Here is a 22,366-nt window from a genome sequence, read left to right as displayed (position 1 = left end):
GTGTCTAGCTTTTGGGAGTATTGTTGGGAGTCAAAAGAGGTCGTGTTTTACGGAAGGCATTTTTTACGCTTATTTTTCCATCTTTCAGGGTAAACACGTCGACCATGCGAGCTTCGATGACGCTGCCATCTGGGTTAGTCGCAGAGAACGTTGATTCACTCACCGCACGGTCACCACACACAAAGTGGACAGGATCGCTCCAAGCCGCATCTGGAAAGTTCTGCCAAACCAACTCAAAGCTATTTCGAACCGCTTCGTACCCTTCGATAGTGTTTCCAAGCAAGCCTTCTCCTGCCACGGTGTGGAATACACAGTCTTCTGTCATGAAAGACATCAGCGCTTCAATATCATGGTTATTCCATGCATCACTAAAAGACTGTAAAAAGGCGGTGTCGACTTGGTTTTCCAGCACGAATGTCGCTGCATTGGTTTGCATATTCATATTCCAGAATCCTTTATGTTTTCGTTATTGGTTTAAATTTCAGTAGCTTTGCGCCACTTTTTTATTAGAGTGTTTAAACTAGATCTGTGAAAATTTAACAAATTGATAACAAGGTTCATCACTCTAACTTCGAGTTAGGTTATAAACAATATCTAAGCTCACAGATTTCATCTTTTTATAAATTAATTAGTGTTCTAATTTTATTTACTCAACTTTTCACTCACGATATAAGATGTATAATTAAATTAGAACATGTTAGCCTTTAGTCGAAATCAAAGTCTTGATGATACTTTCGACCATACTGTTCAAGTTGACGATCATGAGTATTAACTTGCAATTCGATATTACCGTCACCTTTATTTATGACTTGGTTGTTATCTGCATGTGCTTCGTTTTTTAAATCCGTCAGTTTCTCTTCGACATACTCTGTCGGTTCATTTAAAACATTCATGGATATTAACTCCTTTATCAGGTTTACTTTCACTGATGGAAGAATATGAACGGACACTAGACCGTTTGAATTTTCTTTCTCATCGTACAAAGGCTGAATGGCATCATTGCCACCTTCCTTAAATGGGTGAATGGAATACCACTTGTCCTTGCGTGGCTCTTGCTGATCGCAATCCGCCACATTAAATATCTGAGTTTTGTTGAGATAACACGGCGAGCTAAAAACACTAACCCGCTGATAATCAATAGCTTTAATTATGTTTATGCAGTCTTTACTTTGGCTGTGACACACCGACCAAAGCGCATTTAACAGGTTATCGGTCCATTCCAGTAAACGGGTGGGAAAGCCCTGCTTTTTGGCTAAACACATCAATAACCAGTCATTTATGTCGTTAGAACTCAGCGAGTGACCACCGTAAACTCTCACTGTTGAAAGCAACTCTTGTTCGACACGGCGTATGTTCTTACGATTGGAACGGCCTAAACTTGGCATTAGATTATTATTTTCATAATCACACACGTTATACATCAAACCACGTTGGTCACTGCATTCATTCATCAATGAATCAATTATTTTATACAGTTCTTCGAGCGTGCTGATATAATATTTATTGTTCATATTTGGTTCCGACTACTCGACAATATAAATAACTAAATTTAAATTTACTCGTTAAAAACTGACATGTAATAAAATACACAGACTAAAGTCTAATAACTCTATCGGCTTATCGGTAATTACTATTTATAAGTAACTCATAATAATTATTGATAAGCCTCTATCACTGAAACCGAGCACCGATTCATCTTGGTTATTTCATTAGGGCTCTAATATTTAGAGCGAAATAATAGAAATATATGACCCAATACTTAGATAACAGCACTATTAAGAATCTTTGAAAACCACTCGGTCGCTGAGCCATTCTGTTTCATCATCTAATTTAGAATTAATGGCTAGTGTTAGAGCTTAATTTGTTTGCCCGACCACATTCTCGATAACTCTTTATCTAGCATTCACGAGACTACTTTGGCCGGACAAACTTCCTATGACTTATACGTAATCTTTGTATTTATCTAGGAAACGAACCGGCGTTGATAGTGCATCTCGGCGGAACGGGTCGCCCAATTCCTGAGTACACATGATTTCAATGATGGTTGTTTTGCCTTCGTTCATTTGCATGTCGATGGCTTTTTGCAGAGTTGGACCTACATCTTCTAGCTTATCAACCGTGATACCTTCAGCGCCCATAGCTCGTGCAATCTCTGCAAAGCTTTGGTTATCCAGCTCGCCGGCAACAAAGCGTCGGTTGTAGAAGTCGACTTGGTTCTTCTTCTCAGCACCCCATTGACGGTTGTGGAATACCACGGCTGTCACAGGAATGTTATGACGAACACATGTCATGGTTTCCATCAGGCTCATGCCCCACGCACCGTCGCCTGCATAAGAGATAGCTGGACGATGAGGTGCCGCTGCTTTCGCACCAATGATGGTCGGGAACGCGTAACCACAGTTACCAAAACTCATTGCAGCAAAGAAGCTACGTGGTTTTTCAAAGCGTAAGTAGCTGTTCGCCACCGAGTTGATGTTACCGATATCCGTCGAGACCATTACGTCTTCAGGCATCGCTTTTTCTAGCTCACGCAATACTTGGCGCGGGTGTAGGTATTCACCACCAGAGAACGGAGTCTCGTGAGAGTTTTCTTCAATCATATCCAAGCTGAAAGAGTCACGTTCGTGAGTCCACTCATCAAGCTCTTTTTCCCAAAGTGCTTTCTCTGTTGCGACGGTGTCTTGGCGAGCGCCTTTATTGTCATCACACAACAGTGCACGGCCTTCCAATCTTTCAGATAGAGCAACCGCTGCTGCTTTTGCATCACCACAGATACCAACTGAAATCTTCTTAACCAGACCTAGCATCTTGTTGTCTGCATCAATCTGAATGATTTTCGCGTTCTTCGGCCAGTAGTCCATGCCATGTTGAGGCAAGGTACCAAATGGACCAAGACGTGTACCCAAAGCGATAACCACATCTGCTTGAGCCATCAGTTTCATTGCTGCTTTCGAACCTTGGTAGCCTAAAGGACCACACCATAATGGGTGACTAGCAGGGAAAGAGTCATTGTGCAGGTAGCTGTTCACTACAGGTGCACCTAGTCTTTCTGCTAATGCTGCACACTCTTGAACGGCATCAGCCATAACCACGCCGCCACCAGAGATGATGACTGGGAATTTCGCTTCAGCAATCAGGTCTGCCGCTTCATTCAGAGATTTCTCGCCACCCGGACCACGGTCTAAACGCGCAGGTTTAGGGATCTCGGTTTGAGTTTCACCATAGAAGTAGTCACGAGGAATATTCAGTTGAGTCGGACCCATTTCGCTCATCGCGCGGTCAAAACATCGACCCGTGTATTCCGCCATACGGTCTGGGTGTGTTACGTGTCCTTGATACTTAGTAAACTCTTGGAACATTGGAAGTTGGTTACACTCTTGGAAACCACCTAAGCCCATTGTTTTAGTACCAGTCTCTGGCGTCACAATCACGACTGGGCTGTGTGCCCAGAATGCAGCTGCAATCGCAGTTACACAGTTACTAATACCTGGGCCATTCTGCCCGATAACCACGCCATGGCGACCAGATACACGAGAGTAACCATCTGCCATGTGAGCAGCACCTTGCTCGTGTACCACTGGGACCAATCGAATGCCAGCAGGAGCAAAGATATCCATTGCGTCCATAAATGCTGACCCCATGATGCCGAACATGTCGGTAACATCATTAGCAACCATAGTTTCAACGAACGCTTCTGATGGTGTCATTGTTACTGTGCCGGAAACAACCGTACGTTTTTCTTGCTCACTCATTCTTCCATTCTCCTTGAGTTAACCAAAATTTCATTTTTCGGAATGAATTGTCTCTTTTTCGAATTCACTTTCACCTTAGTAGTAGAATTTTTGCGCGTCAACTTTTTATATTAAATTGGAACAATTCATTCTAATTAATAAAACCGGATCACATTATTGGTAGTTTTTCGTACAAAAAGTGCCATTAACTTAAGAGGAGCTGTTAATAATCGATGTCATATCGCGATAGCAGCGACAAGTGATGAGCTATATAGAGGGAAATATGATGAAAGAGGCGGAATTGATACCAACGCAACCAGTAAGTGTGAGAGAACGCTTTGGGATCGACAACAATCTAACCGTGATGGCATTTGAACATGCGGGCGAATATGTGCCGAAAGTCGACCCTAATTACTGTTTTGACCCCGAAGTGACGCTGGCTATATTGGCGGGGTTCACCTCCAATCGTCGCACACTGATTCAAGGAACACATGGGACGGGCAAGTCATCTCACATTGAGCAAATTGCCGCGAGATTGAACTGGCCATGCTTGAGGATCAACCTAGACGGACACTTAAGTCGCTTGGATTTCATAGGTAAAGACAGCATCGTCATTAAAGACGGTATGCAGGTGACTGAGTTTAAAGAAGGCATTCTTCCTCAGAGCATTCAACAACCCATCGCATTAGTGTTAGATGAGTACGACGCTGGTCGCCCTGACGTGATGTTTGTGATTCAGCAGCTATTAGAGCAAGACGGAAAATACACCTCTTTAGAACAAAACCGAGTGATCACTCCTCACCCTTCTTTCCGCCTGTTTGCTACCTGCAACACGCTAGGCTTGGGTAACTTCTCAGGATTGTATTCTGGCACTCAAGTGCTTAACCACAGTCAGTTAGATAGATGGAACATCATCGCCACGCTTAACTATTTAGATCCACAGCATGAAACTAAGATCGTGTTATCCAAGCTTCCAGAGCTGAATAATGAAAGTGGCCGACAACTGGTTGAGAAAATGATCGCAACGGCAGGATTAACGCGTAACGGGTTTCGGGCTGGCGACCTTTCAACGGTGATGTCTCCACGAACGGTGCTTACTTGGGCCGAAAACATCCAAATATTCGACGATGTAGCCACCGCATTTAGGTTGTCATTCTTGAATCGCTGTGAAGACGAAGAAAAAGAACTGGTTAGCGAATATTATTTCCGTTGCTTTGGTGAAGATTTAGAAACGCCTACTCAAAACTATTCGCACTTGGAGTCGTAAACCATGGCCAATGTTTCTTCTCAGCAGAAAAAGATCCTCGATATTGGTGTGTCTGTCGCCAGAGCAATCAGTGGTGAACTCGATCTGAACTATCGGGGAGAACGACTCTATAAAGGCAATAGCCCCTGTTATTACCAGTCTGCTCACACCAACGATCTCACCTTTGTGTCTCGTCATGAGCTGAAAAAAAACAAGCTATCGATGCAAGGTAAGATCGATTCATCGGCACTGCGACTATTACTTTCAAATGCTGATCTTCACTATTCATTACGACCGAAAAACGAAGTCGAACGTCTGCTTTACGACTTCTGTGAACAGGTCCGAATTGAATCTCAAGTCCCGCCTTATCTAAAAGGCGTGACCACCAGTATCCAATTTAACTTTGCGTATTGGAGCGACCAATATCATCAAAATGGCTTTACCGAATCACGAATAGGCCTCTTGCTGTTTACACTGATGCAAGTCATCCACACCCGTTTAACTGGCGTTCCGGTGTCTGAGCCTATCGCTGAGACCATTGAATCGACTCGCGCCGGTATCGTGCCTACTTTTGGGCATTGCCTGAAGCTCTTGAAGCAACATAGAACCGACCAACAACAGTTTGCTCACTGCGCCAATGAGTTAGCAGCCCTTGCACAAGAGCTCATCAACCAAGAGCAAGAAAGTGATAACTCGCCCACGCCAACGGTCGAAGAAGACATTAAGATCCTTGCACAGCTTGCCTTGATTGTTGATGGCGACATTCAAGATCAAGACGTCGATACCGACATCACGGGCAGTAGTAAGGTGTTTGAACTGTCGGGCGCCAATTATCAGGTCTTTAATTCGGAGTTTGATCAAGTCATCGCCGCAGACAAACTCGTCAGGCGCGCCCTATTACTCGAACTGAGACAAAAGCTCACCGATGACATCATGGCGAGACAAGTAAACACTCGCCGTTTAGCCGCTATGCTCACCAGCTTTGTCGCCACGCCACAGAGGAACCGACGTCAGGACCATTTAGAAGAAGGCATTGTTAATGCCACTACCATCACCAAGCTCATCACTTCGCCATTGGATCGCACGGTCTTTTATCAGCCTGACATCGGTGCATCTCATCAATGTGCCATTACTTTTTTGATGGATTGTTCAGGTTCAATGCAAAAACACAGTCACAAGTTAAGTTTGTTGATGGATACCATTCTCAAATCTGTTGGACTGGCAAACATCCCTTTCGAGATTATTGGCTTTACGACCAATAACTGGAACGGTGGCAAGGTTTATCGGCAGTGGCTTAAACAAGGTCAACCAAAGCACCCAGGCCGCTTAAACGAAGTTCGTCATATTGTATTCAAGGATTTTGATACGCATTGGAGACGCGCTCGCCTTGGCATTGCGAGTCTTCGTAAAGCCGACATCTTTAAAGAAGGGATTGATGGCGAAGCGGTTCAGTTCGCTAGCCATCGATTGCAGCAGCACACCGCCCAGCGAAAGGTTTTGATTGTGTTCTCAGACGGCTGCCCAATGGATACTGCCACCAGCACTGCCAACGATCAGTTCTATTTGGACAACCACCTAAAACAAGTGATTGAACGTGAGTCGACCAAAAACGGTATTGAGATTCATGGCGTGGGGATGGGCGTGGATTTGAGCCCATATTACCGCAACAACATTACCTTGGACGTACAAGAGAGCTGCTTGTTTGGGCTATGTAGAAACATCTTTGAGATGCTAAAGCGCTGACGTGTCAGTGAGGAGGGTGTCATCAAACATTAAACGAGAATCAAGCCCTCCTCCTTCAAAGGTGACTTTGATAAAGAAGACGTTCTAAGCTGCAAACAAAGACCATGCAGAGACAGCCATCAAATATCCGCCTATCAGCATTAACACCGTAAACACTAGCTTTCTGAATTGATCATTGGACAACGGTGGTGGAAAACGTCGAGCAAACATTGTGACAAGTGCCACCAAAGGAACAGCGATAGCAGATAACCACAGTATGCTCTGTTCCATGTCGCCTGCCGCATAGACATTGACCGTACGGGACATCGACGTACAAGCGAACACCATCAGCAGTGTGCTTCGCACCAGATCGAGCGTAAAAGGTTGCCGATAGAGATGATAAACAATCGGTGGACCTGCCATCCCAAACAACCCACCCGCTAACCCAGAGCTAAATCCTGAGACAAGGAAAGATACGGTTGCCGAACGGACCGTTCTGGTTTTAGGTTTGAACATAAAGCTCAAGCCTGCGAACAACACCATGGCACCCAATAGTCCCCGTAGGATTTGGGTTGCTGACTCGCTCAACGCGTCCAGCAAGTACACGCCCATCGATACGCCGGGAATAATGCCGATGACTAACACCACCAGAATCTTGAGTTCCCCAAGCAGTGGCTTACCCATCAACGCCACCAAGCAATTGAACAAGGTCACAATACTGACCACAGCGGCAATAACGGGTAGGGATACCAAATTAAGGCTGACCGTTAACCCAATCACGATGATACCGAGACCAAATCCAGTGACAGTTTGGAAATAAGTACCTACCGCAATGGTGGCAAGAATGGCGAGTAAAACAGGTAACTCCATTAGCTATCCTAATTAGGTTGTTTGGGGGTAAATATGAGTGCAAGATTCAGCATTAGTTTAAGCAACGAGTGTTAATACCGGAATTCAAACTCCGACTCTTGGCTCTCTACAACATCAGTTTCTGCATCAACCGCTGATTTTTGTGTTTTCCCTTGTTGCGCTTGCACCGCGGTAACGGCAATGACATTAAAGATATCTTCGGCACTACAGCCTCTGGACAGGTCATTCGCTGGTTGATTCAGCCCTTGCAGCAACGGGCCAATCGCAACTGCCCCACCTAGCCTTTCCGCAAGCTTATAACCTATATTCCCCGCTTCTAAGTTAGGAAATATCAACACGTTAGATTGACCTTTCACCTCTGAATCAGGCAACTTTTTCGCCGCTATTTCAGTGACAATCGCCGCATCAAGTTGGACATCTTGATCGACGGCGATTCCGGGACAACGTTGTTTCACGAGTTGAGCGGCATTACGAACCTTATCGACCGATTCGTGTTTGGCACTGCCGTTGGTCGAAAACGACAGCATCGCTACCTTAGGCTCTTCCATCAGTAGCGTTTGAGCGCTGTTTGATGCAGCCACAGCAATCGATGCCAGCTCGGTTTCATTGGGGTTAATCACTAAACCACAATCGCTGAAAATCATACCGCCTTTAAGATTATGGAAAGGCTCACACAGCATCATCAAGAAGAAACTCGACACCAATTCGCTGTCCGGTGCAGGGCCGATAATCTGCAGCGCAGCTCGCACCACATCAGAAGTGGTATAAACCGCGCCATTAACTGTGCCGTCGACCAGCCCTTCTCTGACCATCAAATTGGCAAAAACAAGTGGGTCTTGAACCAACTCTAGAGCGTCATCATAAGTCATACCTTTGGCTTTTCTTAATGTATACAGCCGCTCAGCGAGCACCTCTTTGAGTGACGACGCCTGGGGAGAAACAATATGAATGCCAGCGAGGTTAATGTGGTGAAGTTCTGCAGCAGCGATGATCGCCGATTCATCGCCCACAAGTGTGATGTGAGCGAGCTGTTTGTCGATTGCCATTCTTGCAGCAGCTAGCACTCGCGGGTCCTCCCCTTCACTCAAAACAACACGCTTACGATCTAAATGAGCTTTATCAATAATCCGTTCAATCGCCTTCATCTTAAAATTCCATTTATTGAGATTAATTGTTCCATAATTTATATTTATATTATTGGAATAATAAAAAAGGTCAAACTTTATTCAGATAATTGAAGAATAATGAATTGGTATGTACACTCTTAGGCATAGACATATCGCAAGGATGAATCACTGTATGCAAACAGAAACACCGCAAGTTCAAGGGGATACACCGACCCTCCGACTTTTTGCACTATTAGAGGTGATAGCGCAAAAAGACGAGTTTATTTCTCTGCAAGGTTTAGTCGAAGAGACTGGATTGCCAAAACCCACGCTGCACCGAATGCTTCAGCAATTAGAAGCGGCGGGCATCATTCAACGAGACGGCGACGAAAAGCACTACAGCTCAGGCATTCGACTCAGAAAACTTGCCGAAAACCTACTTTTGAATAGCACCATGCACAGCGCCCGACGCACCATCCTTGAAAATCTAAGGGCAGAAGTCGGTGAGAGCTGTAACCTGACGGCTCTTTCAAGTGGTGAAATCATCTATCTCGACCGTGCAGAAACTGAAGCTCCCCTTCGCTTTCACCTGCACCCCGGCTCTCGCGTTCCCGTGCACTGCTCGGCTACCGGCAAACTGTTTTTAGCACACATGTCTAAGTCGCAGCGCAGACGATTAATTGAAAATGTGCCGCTGACTCAATACACAGTAAACACGATTACCGACTATTCGACTCTAGAGAAAGACATTGAAGAAGCGAAAATCCAAGGTTTTGCTATTGATGACGAAGAGTTTTTACCAGGCTTAGTCTGTATCGCTGTGCTGATACCCTCACCAACAGGTCAATCAAACCTAGGCCTCGCGATACAAGCACCTGTGATTCGAGTGAAACCAGATGAAGCAATAAAATTCTTGCCCGCACTTCAAAAGGCAGCAAAAGCGCTAGCGAAGATCGAAGCTGATAATTGGAGTCAGCAGTAAGCACTTTCTTAGAGAATCTCGAAGTCCATGACTTAGCTGATCATGGATTTCGAAAGCCCTACTTTGGTAAACAATGCTTGCGCAAACAAGGGCTTCAAAACTATCGAATTAACGACCACAATCTGCGACTAATCAACATTTGGTCGAAGTGATCTGAACACTCGCCAACCCGCACATCAGCAACACGTCTAAAGTAATCACGACAAAGGAATCACGATGCTAAACATTGATAACCAGCACTTACTCTCTTTTATGGTGACAGAAGCGAACAACGCAGTTGCAGTCACAAACCCAGCAACGGGTGAACTCATCGGGCACGCACCGGTATCATCAGAAACAGAGTTATCGAGCGCGATTGAACGAGCTCATGTAGCGCAAAAAGAATGGGCAAAAATCCCTGCTAAATCTCGTGCTGCACTACTTCATCGCTGGCACCAGTTGATCCTCGAAAACAAGAATGACCTTGCTCGAATCATGACAATGGAACAAGGCAAGCCGTTAGCAGAAGCTACGGGCGAAGTGATGTATGGCGCGAGCTTCATTGAGTGGTTTGCAGAAGAAGCGAAGCGCACTTATGGTGATTCCATTCCTAGCACAGTCGCTGGCAAACGCTTGGTGACCATCAAGCAACCGATCGGAGTGGCGTGTGCGATTACGCCATGGAACTTCCCGATTGCAATGATCACTCGTAAAGCAGCTCCTGCCTTAGCTGCGGGTTGTAGCTTTGTCGTGAAACCTTCGGATGAGACACCGCTTTCTGCGTTTGCTGTGGTTGAATTGGCTTATCAAGCGGGTATCCCTAAGGATCTACTTCAAGTCGTTCTTGGTGAAAGCCCGGAACAAGTGGGCAATCTATTCACTTCGCATCCGTTGATCAAAAAAATCTCTTTCACTGGGTCGACCCGTGTGGGCAGTATTTTGATGGCTCAAGCGGCAAAAGGTATCAAGCGTACCTCTATGGAGCTCGGTGGCAATGCACCTTTTATTGTGTTTGACGATGCTGACATCGACGCTGCCGTTCAAGGCGCAATGGCGTCGAAGTTCCGTAATGCAGGTCAAACATGTGTCTGTGCAAACCGATTCTACGTTCACAGTAAAGTGTACGATGAGTTTGTGGCTAAATTCGATCAAGCGGTTCAGCAGCTTAAGATTGGTAACGGTTTAGATGAGGGTGTCACGATTGGACCTGTTGTCAGCCTTAATGCGAAGAACAACATCCAAGCTTTGATAAACCGAGCGATTGAACAAGGTGCTGCGCCTGTCACGCCAACTAAGGAGCTTAATGGGCTTTTCATTCAGCCAGTTGTTCTTAAAGATGTAAAACACAGCATGGACATCGTTCAACAAGAGATCTTTGGCCCAGTTGCGCCTGTGATGAAATTCGACACGGACGAAGAGCTTATCGAGATGGCCAACGATACGATTTATGGTTTGGCGTCTTACTTCTACAGTCAGAACATCCACCGAGTGTGGAACATTGCAGAAGCGCTTGAGTACGGTATGGTCGGCATTAATGATGGTCTAATCTCAACCGAAGTCGCACCTTTTGGTGGTGTAAAACAATCAGGTATTGGCCGTGAAGGTGCGAAAGAAGGCATCGATGAGTACATGGACATTAAGTATCTTTGCTTTGGCGGAAAATAAGGTTGGTAGTAGCTAAGTTCTGGCAGTGATTAGGTTTTGGAAATAATTGAGTCTTAGTGAGCATTAACCTGCCCCATTCTCCCCCCTTCCCGCCACAAAAATAAATCAAAAAAAAGCCGCGCTATAAAAGCGCGGCACCTTGGGCTCGGTTAAAGGGGTTTCTTTTTTTAGTATTTTACATTCTCTGTTTTTGTTATTCGGTTGCTTCGCTATTCCTGCGCTTTCAGTTTTAGACGCATCGCGTGCAGTACTGGCTCGGTGTAACCGCTCGGCTGAGCACAGCCTTCAAATACCAACTGACACGCCGCTGAAAATGCAATGCTGTTTTCAAAGTCAGGCGCCATGTTACGGTAATTCGGGTCACCAGCGTTTTGCTCATCCACCACTGCGGCCATACGCTTCATGGTTTTCATTACCTGAGCTTCCTCGCAAATGCCGTGACGTAACCAGTTCGCAATATGTTGGCTTGAAATACGCAGCGTCGCGCGGTCTTCCATCAAGCCGACATCGTTAATATCTGGTACCTTCGAACAACCAACGCCTTGGTCAACCCAACGAACTACGTAACCCAAAATACCTTGGGTGTTGTTATCCAATTCACTTTGAATATCTTGCGCGGTAAGCTTTTGATCGCCCAGTAGCGGGATAGTAAGAATATCATCAACATTGGCTCTCACTCGCTCACGAAGCTCTTTCTGACGGCTTGGTACACTCACCTTGTGATAGTGCAGCGCGTGCAAAGTCGCGGCGGTTGGAGAAGGAACCCAAGCAGTATTAGCACCCGCTTGTGGATGTCCGATTTTCGCATCCATCATCTTCGCCATGTTGTCTGGCTCTGGCCACATACCTTTACCAATCTGGGCTTTACCTTGCAGGCCACAAGCTAAGCCAAGATCAACGTTTTGATCTTCGTATGCGCCAATCCAAGTCATGGTTTTCAGCTGTGTTTTAGGAGCAAAAGGCCCCGCTTCCATACTGGTGTGAATCTCATCACCCGTTCGGTCTAAGAAACCTGTGTTGATAAACACAACACGATCTTTAGCTGCACGAATACATTGTTTAAGGTTAACCGAAGTACGACGCTCTTCGTCCATGATGCCGACTTTTATCGTGAATCGATCTAGCCCTAATGCATCTTCAATACGGCCAAACAATTCATTAGTAAAGGCGACTTCTTCAGGGCCATGCATCTTAGGTTTTACGATGTTGATACTGTTCGCAGTCGAGTTTTGGTACGCGCTGTTGCCTTTTAAATCATGCATCGCAATTAACGAAGTGATCATGCCATCCATAATGCCTTCAGGCACTTCATTACCTTCGGCATCAATAATCGCAGGGTTAGTCATCAAGTGGCCGACATTACGGATGAACAACATGCTGCGGCCTTTTAGTGAAATCTCACCACCCGTCACGCTGGTGTATTGGCGATCGGGATTAAGGTTACGAACAATAGTTTTGCCGTTTTTCTCTAGTGATTCTTGCAGATCACCTTTCATCAAGCCTAACCAGTTACGGTAAGCCAATGCTTTGTCTTCACCATCAACTGCAGCAACCGAGTCTTCGCAATCCATAATGGTTGTTAGGGCAGCTTCGACCAACACATCTTTAATACCCGCCACATCAACGCTACCAATCGGTGCGCTTGGGTCAATTTGAATTTCGATGTGCAGATTATTGTGTTTAAGAAGAATGCACGAAGGGGAACTTGCGTCACCTTGATAGCCAATGAACTGGTCGCTATCAATGAGAGTGACTTCTTCGCCGTTATCGAGTGTCGCTATGAGCTTATTGCCGATGCTAGCGTTACTGATGCTGTATTTGGTCACGTCTTTATGAGAGACACCGTTTAATGGCGCTGCATCATCAAGGAACTCACGAGCATAAGTCACTACTTTAGCGCCACGAGCAGGGTTAAAGCTTCCGCCCTTTTCCGCGCCATCACTTTCACTGATCACGTCCGTTCCGTAGAGCGCATCATATAGACTGCCCCAACGCGCATTGGCTGCGTTAAGTGCAAAGCGTGCGTTCATGATTGGCACCACAAGCTGCGGCCCTGCTTGTGTTGCGATCTCAGGTTCTACGCTGGCTGTCGTCACTTGAAAGTCATCGCCTTCAGGAACCAAATAACCGATCTGCTGTAAGAACTGTTTGTACTCTACAGGATCTAGCGTTTGCCCGGCACGCTCTTGGTGCCAAACGTCAATTTGATGTTGAAGATCTTCACGCTTGATAAGCAATGCGCGATTTTTTGGCGCCAAATCTTCAAGGATGGTTGCAAATGATTGCCAAAAGTCTTCAGCGACAATGCCTGTTCCAGGAATCACCTGCTCATTAATTAATTGGTAGAGGGTGCTATCAATGTTCAAGCTTCCCTGTTGAATACGACTGCTCATAAAATCTCTCTCAAACTAATTGATGGCTACTCAATAAATTTTCGTGACTAGCTCAAATTTACTTTACTGATTTAAACTTACTTAACGGACATGAATTTAGCTAATTTATGCCGGTTATATTGGATATTCATATAAAAAATACCCTACAAACTATGTTATTCCGTCACTCCACTCTCGATTTCGTTAGCGACACTTTTAATCAAACGACGCATCCACTGATGGTCTGGATTGGTTTGTAACAATGGACTCCACGCCATCTTCACCTCAAAGGGTTCAATCGCAAATGGCGCAGGCTTGATCAACAATCTAGGGTTGTTGCGCTGCAGTTGAGCGGCTTTGGTAGGAATAGTCAGGATCAGGTTCTTCTGCTGAGCGAAGAGAATCGCCGACAAGTAGTGTCGCGTAAACACCGTGATGTTACGGGTTTTACCAATGCGCATTAGTGCTTCATCGATCCAACCCAGCTTTTGTGCTTCGCTTGGGTTGATCCCCACTCCCGTTCCCATACCTGTCTTACTCACCCATATATGTTGTGCCTTTAGATATGACAAAATATCGAAGTTGTCGGCTATCGTGTTGTCACAACTAAAGAGGCAAGAAAACCCGTCGTGCCAAAGGCTCATCTGGTGAAACGACTGAGGAATATCGTCAAATCGGTTGATAATTATATCAACGGTACCTTGCTCTACATCCTGATAACTCACGTCACTTGGCGTCATGATATCCAGTCGTATTTTCGGTGCGATCTCACTTAGCCTTTTCAGAAGAGGTTGAATAATGGTCGACTCTGCATAGTCACTCGCCATGATACGAAACACGCGTTCACTGTCTTCTGCATTAAACTCTGTGGTCGGTTGCAGTGTCTTCTCTACATTCGCCAAGATGTTTCGAATCAGTGGCTGCAACTTATGCGCGCGTTCGGTCGGTATCATCCCTTCACTTGTTCTTACTAATAGCGGGTCTTCAAACAGATCACGCAATCGGCGAAGGCCATTACTCATCGCTGGCTGAGTAATACCCAATTGATTTGCTGCTCGTGTAACGTTTCTCTCACGTAGCAACATGTCTAAATACACAAGTAAATTAAGGTCTATACGAGCAATATTCATAAGAAAAATACCGAATATAATAACTATAAATTAACAAAATTATCACATACATGATTATTATTTGTCCATGGTTAGATTTAATCCAAATCAAATGACCTCGCCAAATTGGCCAACATGTCCACGTGAAACTAAGGAATAGTTATGTCGCAAATTACACAAGATATCGAAATGATTGAAGTTGCAAAAAGCGCTGCTGGTGCTCCATGGGATGCAATTAACCCTGAATCTGCTGCTCGTATGCGAGCTCAAAACAAATTCAAAACAGGTCTGGATATTGCGCAATACACGGCAGATATCATGCGTGCAGACATGGCGGCTTACGACGAAGACAGCTCTCAATACACTCAATCTCTGGGTTGCTGGCATGGTTTCATCGGCCAACAAAAGCTGATTTCTATTAAGAAGCACTTTGATGGCAAGACTGACCGTCGTTACCTATACCTTTCTGGTTGGATGGTTGCTGCACTTCGCTCTGATTTTGGTCCACTTCCAGACCAATCTATGCATGAGAAAACATCGGTTGCTGGCCTAGTAGAAGAACTATACACCTTCCTACGCCAAGCCGATGCTCGTGAACTGGGTGGTTTATTCCGTGAGCTAGACGCTGCGCGTGAAGCGGGCGATGTGAACCTACAAGACCGTATCCAAGACAAAATCGACAACCACGTGACACACGTAGTGCCAATCATTGCCGATATCGATGCTGGTTTCGGTAACGCAGAAGCGACTTACCTAATGGCTAAGCAGATGATTGAAGCGGGAGCTTGTTGTCTACAAATCGAAAACCAAGTAGCCGATGAAAAACAATGTGGTCACCAAGATGGCAAAGTTACGGTTCCACACGCTGACTTCCACGCAAAACTTCGTGCGCTTCGTTACGCTTTCCTAGAGCTAGGCATCGACAACGGCATCATCGTTGCTCGTACCGATTCTCAAGGTGCTGGTCTAACAAAAGAAATCGCGGTAGTGAAAGAGCCGGGCGATCAAGGTGACATCTACAACTCTTACCTAGATGTTGAAGAGATTGATGTTGCAGATATGGCTGAAGGCGATGTTTGTTTCAATCGTGACGGCAAGCTAGTTCGACCTAAGCGTCTACCTTCAGGCTTATACCAATTCCGCCAAGGTACTGGTGAAGATCGTTGTGTATTTGACTGTATCGAAGCTATCAATGCAGGTGCTGACCTACTTTGGATTGAGACTGAGAAGCCACACATCGGTCAAATCAAAGAGATGATGGACGGCGTACGTGAAGTTCACCCTAATGCGAAACTGGTTTACAACAACTCTCCATCATTCAACTGGACGCTAAACTTCCGTCAGCAAGCTTACGATGCGATGGTAGCAGAAGGTAAAGATGTTTCAGCTTACGACCGTGCAAGCCTAATGAGCGCGGAATACGATGAAACTGAACTGTCTGCAAGCGCTGACGAGAAGATCCGTACATTCCAAGCAGACGCATCACGTGAAGCGGGTATTTTCCACCACTTGATTACGCTACCGACTTACCACACTGCTGCGCTGTCTACTGACAACCTAGCGAAAGAGTACTTCGGCGACCAAGGCATGTTGGGTTATGTTGCGAATGTTCAACGTAAAGAAATCCGCCAAGGCATCGCATGTGTTAAACACCAAAACATGTCTGGTTCAGATATGGGTGATGACCACAAAGAGTACTTTGCTGGTGAAAACGCACTAAAAGCTGCAGGTGAAGCGAATACATCGAACCAATTTGATTAATCGCTAACGCTTTTGATTAACCGCTAAAATTTTTGATTAATCGCTAACGCTAAAGCCTCCCCCGCCCTTCTCTCTTACTTAGGTAAGATCCGGGGGAAGGCTTTGAGATAAAGCTTGTACTGCCAGCTTTATCTCAAAGCCTCAGATTTGTGTTCCGCACCACGGTTAACCGAACAACTTCTGTTTAAGCTAACTGTATACATATTTGTTCAGATTCCTATTTGTTGAGATTCTTATTTTTTGAGAGTGCCTATGACTTCAATACCTACACACCTACAAGATGCAAAAACACTGTTATCAGAGAATGGTTTCGCGACGGGTGATACTTGGTATCACGGCACATCTTCAGCTTTATTAGCTTCTATTCAAGGCCAAGGCCTAAAACGCTCTGGTGACAAAGCGCTCAACGAAGCAGCTTCAAAAACCATGGCGACCATCGGCAACAACTATACCGAATCGGTTGATCCAGTGTTTCTCACTCAGAGTAAAGAACTGGCGTATTACTGGGCTCAACAAACCGTTCGTGACCGAGGTGTTCGCTTCGAAGGAGAAGAACAGCCTATCGTATTAGCGGTAAACCTATCTGGAAAGCAACGCGCCAAAGTAAGACCGGACGTGGGCGCAATGAGCCTATTGATGATGAGTGTGGGCGAGCAATTCATGTCTCACCTCACTGAAATTTATCAAGCCAACAACATTGCAGGCCCCGACATCGAGCTTCGCACTGCCGATCGCATGGACTACCTCAATAAACTCGGTATGGCCTACATTGATGAAGACATCAGCCGAGCTTGTGTTCAGGAGTTAGCTGAGCCCGAGCTGGCCGACTGAAATCGTTCAATAAATCAATCTTCTTAGAAACAAAAATGGCTCCCAATACGGAGCCATTTTTATTTGCTATAAGCCTATCTCACAAGGTACAGGCGTATCTAGACTATGAGCACAGAAGACCTTTCTGTGCAGGTTGCGTCATTTCGATGTCACCTTGAAGAGAACGGTAAACGATGGTATTCCACACTTCACCATTATCCATTTCAAACTCAATAGCGTAATTCAAACCCGCGACAACCTGAGTTCGAACACTCAAGATCTGTTTGAGCTCAGCTGAAGTGTTCATTTGACCAAGAACTGCGTTTAAAGCTTGCTTAGCTTCTGGTGTAATCTCACTTTGCGACCAACCACCCGTCAGGTTTTTAGTACTGCAGATAGGGTTCGCATTCTCTTGTGGTTGAGTCGGTACCTCTGATTTCTGACTACACCCAGCTAACGCCGCGACACTAAATACGGTTACCAATATTACTTTCTTCATAGTTATCTCTACCTCTATCACTCACGAGAGGTTACTCGCAATGATGTTTCATATGCAGACAAGCTTAAGCCTCGAATGTCATCACTTCATCAGAGATTATGGTGTAACTACTCTATAAACACAGAAGATTGTCAGGAAAACAAAGCCGAGCACTGGAGCACTGCTTTTATCCACCTGATATTTAAATCAATACAATGGGTAGCGAAGGAATAAGCGAGTATAAGACAGATACAATGCATCAGTTAATTACATATCTCTCACTAAATATATTCACACTGTAATTAACAAGATAAGCTCATGTTGATTTGGGTTATGATATTGGTTCAAAAAATAGATATTTGAGATTATTTTATAAATTCAAAAGTTTATGCTCGGCTTAATCATGTCTGATTTTAAACTGTGATCCAACCCTACAAGTTGTTGATAATAATGTATTTTGTTCACCTTTGAATTAATTCAAATATGGAAAATCTTTATTGTTAAAGGTGGGGGCAAGTAGTAAAATCTCACCCGATTATGCAACTTACTTCTCACACCATGGACACAAGTAAAGTTACGATTAGCTCTCTCAAAGTAACGTAACTTCAAACACATACCTAAAATCAGTGTCCTATAGATAGTGCAGATCAAATAAAAATAATTATATAAACCTAGGCTAGGTTAAACATGAAATTAACGTCGTCTTTAGGCTCACTGTTGGCTAGCAGTCTGTCTATCGAAATAAAACAGCGAGCGCTGATAGAGCTCGTCATCAGCTCTTATCAGCCACATGAGCGCACTGAGCTTTTTCAAAGCGTGACTGAATATCGTAGAAGCCAATTAGAATTGCTTTTCCCAGAGCATCAAAACAAAAGCTACTCTGTATTGTTTGAGGTGATGGACTACCGCGATCTGATTCTGCGCTATCCAAATACACTATCTGCAGAGATTGCTCTTCTAGAGCAGGCCGTAGGGCAGTGCTATATGCATTGGCTAGATTTCTGGTGTGAGTGTGAAATTGCTGCGATCAAAGCAAAATCTCCATTAAATCCAAGCTCCATTTCTCATGTCGACCTCCCTATCAATGACAGTGCTTATTACGGTGCGATCATCGAACAGATAGAACATGAGCCACTTTTGGTACAAACACCGAGTCACCCACAAGGAATGCCAATCAGCGATGCCATTGCTTTAAGCAATCTCGAGGTGTTTATCAAGGGTGAAAAATGGTTTGAGATGCTGCCTTTATTACACCTTTCTCAGGCAGGTAAGCATTTTATTCTGCTCAAACATCCAGTCGATGAAGCCTTTCCAACACTGGTTTCCTCTGCGCTGATTCAAGACTGGTCTAAGAATGACACTTGGCTAAGTTACGCACCACCGTTCAGCAATGAGCAATGGCAATACTGTTTACCCAATTACGGCTACGATGAACTCGCAGGGTTACAACTTTTCACACCGCCTACACTGTCAAAATGTTATTCTCTCCCAGAATTTGACCAACAATTCCAGTTACAATTGTCCGACAAAGATGCCCTGTGTGAGGTGTTACGTCTGACAGTCAGTGGCAATACCCAACAAAAGCTCTATTTCCTCTACCTTGCTCAAAAAGAGCTGATGAGTGTGTTACACCAAATAGGCTATAAGATTGGCTTCACTATTATCGAGCAACCTTTCATGCTTCAGTTTTATCAAACCATTGATTCCAATGCATACTTCCATTCTGGATATTGCGAATTAAATGACGATGGCACAACAATTTATCGTGGATTCTGGAATTTTGAGATGATGGTAAAAGCGTTCAATAATGTCGATTTTCGAAGCTACAAACGCGCAGTGCGAGAAAGCAGAAAGTCATTAGAAAAGTCGCGATCGGCAGGAAAAACTAGCTCGGTGAAAAAGGATGAACATGTTTGATTTCGGCCTAGAGGCGATCATCTATGCAAAAGCAATCACACTGCTTGCAACCGTGGCTGTGGTTGTCATGTGGTTGTTCTATTACTGCTATCGCCTGAAACAGAAGAACGAAGTGATCGCAGGGACACACCATGCCCCTTACATCGCGTATTCGATCTGCATTGTTGCGTGGATCAGCAGTAACGCTTATTTCCATACCGACTTATTACCGGAGCTTGGGGCCTCGGCTGCTGTGTTCGCCGCAAAGTTTGCCAACCTCGCCTCTTTCTTTGCGTTTGCCTTTGCCTATTACTTCTCGTGTAAGCTCGCCGCTGAACAACGTAATGGTAAGGTTCATGTGTGGCAACAAGCCATTTTCGTCACCCTAACCGTCTACTCCTTCTTTATCAATTTAAGTCCGGGGTTAACCGTTGAACACGTCACCATTGCAGGCCCAAGCCAGTTCGTGATTGAGTTTGGCCCACACACGCCGTACTTCTTCATTGGGATGATAAGCTTTGTAGTGCTAACACTACTCAACCTGGTGGCCATGCGCGCCAACAGCAGCAAGCTGACCTTAGCCAAAACCAACTACATGATCGCAGGCATTTTAGTCTTCATGCTGTCTACTGCGACGATCCACCTAGGCATGACCTACTTCTTGCGTGATTTCTCGCTCACTTGGCTGCCACCAGCTTTGTCGATAAGTGAAATGTTGTTCGTTGGCTATGCCCTGCTGACCTCTCGCTTCTACAGCGTGAAATACCTGGCGTACATGAGCCTAAATGCGATGTTGGTTTGTGCTATTTTGGTGATCCCTTTTGGCGCGATATTTATCCCGCTGACAGACGACAGTCAATGGCTTGTTGCTATTCCAATCTGTGCGATTATCGGCATCACTTGGCATGTTCTCTACAAGCGAGTGAGCCACTACGCCTCGTTCTTTGTCTACGGCAACAAGAAAACGCCAGTACAACAAATCCTCTCACTAGAAGACGATTTTAAGCTGTCGATTGATGATGCCATGCGTCGACTAGGTAGCCTACTGCAGATCCCAGAAGACAAGTTGCGTCTGGTGAACAGCAACTACAACGAAACTTTCTACGAAGATTACCTGTCTACCAACAAGTCCGTTTTAGTGTTTGATGAACTGTCTCAGGAGCTTGATTACACCGCGCCAGCCAAGCGATCGATTAAAGCCCTGTATGACAAGATGAGTTCAAACGACACCGCTTTGGTGATGCCTTTATTTGGTCAGGGGAAATCGGTCACGCACTTATTGGTCTCGTCACACAAGAGCAACGATAAGATGTTCTCTAACGAAGAGATCTCTGCCCTGCAAACCTTGTTAACTCGTGTACAAAGCACCATTGAAGCCGATAGACGTATTCGCCAAAGTCGCGCTCTAGCTAATTCTATCGCTCATGAAATGCGTAACCCGCTGGCTCAAGTGCAGCTGCATTTTGAGGTGTTAAAGCAGCACATTGATAACCAAGCCCCAGCCAAACAAATCCTAAAGGATATTGAGAATGGCCAAGCGGCGATTCAACGCGGGCGACAACTGATTGATATCATCCTGCGCGAAGTCAGTGACAGTACGCCTGAACACGGCCCTGTGACCATGACCTCTATCCACAAAGCCGTGGATCAAGCCGTAAGCCACTATGGTTTTGAGAATGAAAAGAGCATTGAACGCATTCGTTTACCACAACACGCTGATTTTGTAGCAAAACTCAATGAAACCTTATTCAACTTCGTCATTTTCAACCTGATACGTAATGCAATCTATTACTTTGATTCTTATCCAGAAAGCCAAATTGAGATCAGCACCAACACAGGACCTTACGAGAACGTTCTAATATTCCGAGATACTGGCCCCGGCATTGACGAAGCCATTACGCATAAAATTTTTGATGATTTCTTCTCGTACCAAAAAAGCGGTGGTAGCGGCCTAGGGCTCGGTTATTGCCAACGTGTAATGCGTTCATTTGGCGGCCGAGTTGAGTGCCACTCTAAACTTGGGGAGTTTACTGAGTTCCACCTGTACTTCCCGGTGGTACCCAATGCACCCAAAGCAGACGCACTTCGTACGCCTTACTTCAATGATTGGAAACACAATCAAACCACAACTGAAAACAAATCCAACGCAGAAGTTAAGCCAGATAACCAAGCGGAAACGCAAAGTTCAGAGCCAACAAGTACGCTAACCCCAGAGAATCATCTCGCCCCCACCGTGCTTATCGTCGATGACAAAGAGGTACAACGCACGCTTGTTCAGATGTACCTGAGTCGACTTGGCGTCAATAGCTTGCAAGCCAAAAACGGGGAAAATGCTGTCGAACTGTTCAAAACACACAAGGTCGATTTGATCTTAATGGATGTACAAATGCCGATAATGAATGGTTTTGACGCAAGCCAAATCATCAAGGCACGCTCACCTCAAACACCAATCATTGCTTTGTCTGGCGAATCAGGACAGCACGAGTTAGATATGATCAGCAAGTTGATGGATGGTCGCCTAGAGAAACCAACCTCTTTGAACGCGCTGCAACACGTGCTCGATAACTGGCTAGAAAAAGGCTGGGCGTCGAATGCTCCCAAAGAAACCGAAAGTGAAGAGTAGCTAATGGCTAATAGCT

Annotated in this window: 16 protein-coding genes; 8 read left to right on the top strand and 8 right to left on the bottom strand. The window is 45.1% G+C overall.

Translation table 11 applies throughout. The features are described from left to right. Window positions 1–4: 4 nt before the first annotated feature. From HRQ85_RS03495 to xsc, 3 genes are all read right to left on the bottom strand, one after another. A complete protein-coding gene (locus tag HRQ85_RS03495) occupies window positions 5–442 on the bottom strand; it encodes a nuclear transport factor 2 family protein (RefSeq protein ID WP_017633372.1) in 438 nt (145 codons plus the stop codon). A 262-nt stretch (window positions 443–704) separates the two neighbouring features. Further along, on the bottom strand, window positions 705–1,511 hold the full coding sequence (locus tag HRQ85_RS03490) for an FRG domain-containing protein (RefSeq protein WP_172378721.1): 807 nt from the start codon (window positions 1,509–1,511) through the stop codon (window positions 705–707). A gap of 429 nt (window positions 1,512–1,940) precedes the next feature. Further along, window positions 1,941–3,752, bottom strand: coding sequence for a sulfoacetaldehyde acetyltransferase (gene xsc, locus HRQ85_RS03485; RefSeq protein ID WP_017057935.1), 1,812 nt, complete (start codon window positions 3,750–3,752; stop codon window positions 1,941–1,943). A 262-nt stretch (window positions 3,753–4,014) separates the two neighbouring features. On the opposite strand from xsc, the gene HRQ85_RS03480 reads away from it, so the two are divergent. Beyond that, a complete protein-coding gene (locus tag HRQ85_RS03480) occupies window positions 4,015–4,998 on the top strand; it encodes an AAA family ATPase (protein ID WP_172378720.1) in 984 nt (327 codons plus the stop codon). Between the two features lie 3 nt (window positions 4,999–5,001). After that, on the top strand, window positions 5,002–6,720 hold the full coding sequence (locus HRQ85_RS03475) for a cobaltochelatase CobT-related protein (protein WP_172378719.1): 1,719 nt from the start codon (window positions 5,002–5,004) through the stop codon (window positions 6,718–6,720). Between the two features lie 84 nt (window positions 6,721–6,804). Here HRQ85_RS03475 and HRQ85_RS03470 read toward each other — a convergent pair whose 3' ends face one another. Continuing rightward, window positions 6,805–7,569, bottom strand: a complete 765-nt coding sequence (locus tag HRQ85_RS03470) for a sulfite exporter TauE/SafE family protein (RefSeq protein ID WP_172378718.1) — start codon at window positions 7,567–7,569, stop codon at window positions 6,805–6,807. Between the two features lie 71 nt (window positions 7,570–7,640). Further along, complete coding sequence (gene pta, locus HRQ85_RS03465) at window positions 7,641–8,714, bottom strand: phosphate acetyltransferase (protein ID WP_172378717.1); 1,074 nt, start codon at window positions 8,712–8,714, stop codon at window positions 7,641–7,643. 154 nt (window positions 8,715–8,868) lie between these two features. Between pta and HRQ85_RS03460 the strand changes: the two genes are divergently transcribed. Next, window positions 8,869–9,657: an IclR family transcriptional regulator gene (locus tag HRQ85_RS03460; RefSeq protein ID WP_017065657.1), complete on the top strand. Its 789-nt coding sequence runs from the start codon at window positions 8,869–8,871 to the stop codon at window positions 9,655–9,657. 216 nt (window positions 9,658–9,873) lie between these two features. After that, a complete protein-coding gene (locus HRQ85_RS03455; protein WP_172378716.1) occupies window positions 9,874–11,301 on the top strand; it encodes an NAD-dependent succinate-semialdehyde dehydrogenase in 1,428 nt (475 codons plus the stop codon). A gap of 209 nt (window positions 11,302–11,510) precedes the next feature. On the opposite strand, the gene HRQ85_RS03450 is transcribed toward HRQ85_RS03455, so the two are convergent. Both HRQ85_RS03450 and HRQ85_RS03445 read right to left on the bottom strand, forming a co-directional pair. After that, window positions 11,511–13,694, bottom strand: a complete 2,184-nt coding sequence (locus HRQ85_RS03450) for a malate synthase G (RefSeq protein ID WP_172378715.1) — start codon at window positions 13,692–13,694, stop codon at window positions 11,511–11,513. A 155-nt stretch (window positions 13,695–13,849) separates the two neighbouring features. Further along, window positions 13,850–14,803 (bottom strand): LysR family transcriptional regulator, encoded by a 954-nt coding sequence (locus HRQ85_RS03445; protein ID WP_172378714.1) that lies wholly within the window; start codon window positions 14,801–14,803, stop codon window positions 13,850–13,852. Between the two features lie 141 nt (window positions 14,804–14,944). Here HRQ85_RS03445 and HRQ85_RS03440 point away from each other — a divergent pair, with 141 nt between their 5' ends. Beyond that, a complete protein-coding gene (locus HRQ85_RS03440) occupies window positions 14,945–16,543 on the top strand; it encodes an isocitrate lyase (RefSeq protein ID WP_012600243.1) in 1,599 nt (532 codons plus the stop codon). Window positions 16,544–16,795: 252 nt separating this feature from the next. Next, window positions 16,796–17,374 (top strand): hypothetical protein, encoded by a 579-nt coding sequence (locus HRQ85_RS03435; protein WP_172378713.1) that lies wholly within the window; start codon window positions 16,796–16,798, stop codon window positions 17,372–17,374. Window positions 17,375–17,477: 103 nt separating this feature from the next. Here HRQ85_RS03435 and HRQ85_RS03430 read toward each other — a convergent pair whose 3' ends face one another. Continuing rightward, window positions 17,478–17,852 (bottom strand): cystatin domain-containing protein, encoded by a 375-nt coding sequence (locus HRQ85_RS03430; RefSeq protein WP_050632865.1) that lies wholly within the window; start codon window positions 17,850–17,852, stop codon window positions 17,478–17,480. Between the two features lie 666 nt (window positions 17,853–18,518). On the opposite strand from HRQ85_RS03430, the gene HRQ85_RS03425 reads away from it, so the two are divergent. Together HRQ85_RS03425 and luxN are read left to right on the top strand one after the other, a co-directional pair. After that, window positions 18,519–19,748, top strand: a complete 1,230-nt coding sequence (locus HRQ85_RS03425; protein ID WP_172378712.1) for an acyl-homoserine-lactone synthase — start codon at window positions 18,519–18,521, stop codon at window positions 19,746–19,748. Next, entirely contained in the window at window positions 19,741–22,350 is a 2,610-nt protein-coding gene (luxN, locus tag HRQ85_RS03420) for a quorum-sensing autoinducer 1 sensor kinase/phosphatase LuxN (RefSeq protein WP_172378711.1), read from the top strand. The genes HRQ85_RS03425 and luxN overlap by 8 nt, the downstream gene beginning before the upstream one ends. Window positions 22,351–22,366 lie beyond the last annotated feature (16 nt).

Source organism: Vibrio sp. Vb339 (genome assembly GCF_902751245.1).
Classification (GTDB): domain Bacteria; phylum Pseudomonadota; class Gammaproteobacteria; order Enterobacterales; family Vibrionaceae; genus Vibrio; species Vibrio coralliirubri.
The sequence above is the reverse complement of the archived record's forward strand: the minus strand, read 5'-3'. Positions and strand labels throughout refer to the sequence as shown.